Annotated in this window: 3 protein-coding genes; all 3 read right to left on the reverse strand. The window is 39.8% G+C overall.

Annotated elements, in window-relative coordinates; all coding sequences use genetic code 11:
* On the reverse strand, positions 1-314 hold a 314-nt coding region (locus ABCM67_RS16170), incomplete at its 3' end, for an Hsp20/alpha crystallin family protein (protein ID WP_342993065.1).
* Between the two features lie 417 nt (positions 315-731).
* Entirely contained in the window at positions 732-1,478 is a 747-nt protein-coding gene (locus ABCM67_RS16175; RefSeq protein ID WP_173733163.1) for a YibE/F family protein, read from the reverse strand.
* Positions 1,475-1,854: YibE/F family protein (locus ABCM67_RS16180; RefSeq protein ID WP_342993067.1), on the reverse strand; the 380-nt coding region annotated here is incomplete at its 5' end. The genes ABCM67_RS16180 and ABCM67_RS16175, both read right to left, overlap by 4 nt.

Here is a 1,854-nt window from a genome sequence, read left to right on the forward strand (position 1 = left end):
ACATAAAAGCTTCTGTTGCAGGTTCCTGTATAACGTTCTCTGCGAACATATTTACCTTTATCATCCTTCTCGTCCTTCTTCTCTTCTCTGGTTGCCTGAATGTTCAGATAACCATTCTTCAGCTGGATCTTCACATCCTCTTTCTTAAATCCCGGAAGATCGATCTCCAGTTCATAATTGCCATCTACATCACGGATATCTGTCTTCATCATATCCTTCACCTGAGGATAAGCATTGGCAGCTGCCTGACGGCCTGTCGGATATCCCATAAAATCATCAAATAAATCTTCTCCGAAAATACTTGGCATTAACATAACTCATTCCTCCTGATCTATATTCGCTGCGTGCTGCGCAGGCGTTTTTAATTTACTGTTTCTGAAAACATCTGCAAATTCTGTAAGAACTTTCTCCGGAAGATTTCTTTTTTCTCTCTTCCTTTGTTCTGTATGTACTATAACACGCATTATTAGCACTGTCAAGAGGCGAGTGCTAATTTCACACTTTCTTCACATTTCACGTAATTTTACGATCCATTTTTCCGATACATATGTCTGAAGCGCCGAAGATAGAAGGACTCCCAGGATCAGAAATGGAACTGCCTGTAAAAACACTCCCATAAATACATAAATATAATAACTGCTTTCATAAAAGAGAGCCCACGTCTGCTGAATACAGGAAAGAACATCTGTATCGGGACCATGGATCCGTATTCAGTGCAGTGGAGATATACTTCATGAGATCTGTCGAATAATACATCTGATCGATACCGGGACAGTAACAAGGCAGGCTACCGCACCAGATAGCATGACTGCAACATCCTGGAATAGGAACTGGGAATTAAGAATGATCTCCAGGCTATATTGCTGTGTCTGAATGTATGAAAATAATAAAATAGTTCCTCCAAGATAAGCAAACAGCAACGTATTTACCGTTGTACCGATAATTTCTTTCCCAACCTGATAGCCAGAAGCTGTAAGCTCTTTCGCTGTCAGACTGTTTTTATGAGTCCAGACTTCATATACAGAAGATGTTACAGATAATGCTGTATCGATAACAGCCCCAAGAGTACTGAAAACAGTTACAAATATTCCTACATGAAGCATGTTAATATGAAGGTCCGTACTGTAATAATACATAAAATCGTCTTCCGAAATCTGCAGCTCATTTAACCCGTAACTTCCTGATCTCCATGTAATAATATAAATCGGAATAAACAAAAGTAACATTACCAGCAGTGTAGCCAGAAAAGCCGCCCGCGTCTTTGGATTATTTCCGTTCTGATAAAACAGAGAAATATAACAGACACCTGCACCTGCCACCAATATCAGGAGCAGTACAGGAAAACCGGCAGACATCAGCATAATTGAAAAAAACAAAATTACAATATTCCCCGCCAGTGTCATAATTGACATGGCTCCACGCTCTCCGCCAATCAAGATCACCAGAAAAATTAAAATCAATGCAAGAAAAATGATCATTCTCTGACACCCCTTTTCCGTGATGGTATTTTCATAATCGCTGAAGCAATAAAAACAGATACCGGTATTGCCAGTACAATTCCAATACTTTCTATCAGAAAACGACAGATATCATATGGAATGTGGTATCTCACGATCGTTACAAAGCTTATATCATTATTCATCTTAAGTATGAACATGGGAATCATGCCGCTTGCCAAAACAAACAGCAGTACATTTATCATGGTTCCCATAATATCATATCCGATTTCACGACCGGAATGTATCAGTCTTCTCAGAGAAACCGATGGATTTTTCCGCACGATCTCTCCTACTGCTGCGCTGATCGTCACCGTCACATCCATAATTGCACCAAGTCCTGTCAGCATAATATCTG

The organism is Blautia sp. 2227st1_G12_2227SCRN_220401, from assembly GCF_039062885.1.
Classification (GTDB): domain Bacteria; phylum Bacillota; class Clostridia; order Lachnospirales; family Lachnospiraceae; genus Blautia_A; species Blautia_A fusiformis.

What these genes read in the sequence shown, in the direction of transcription:
- ABCM67_RS16175 (WP_173733163.1), bottom strand. Translation starts at nt 1,478, where the DNA reads ATGATCATTTTTCTTGCATTGATTTTAATTTTTCTGGTGATCTTGATT.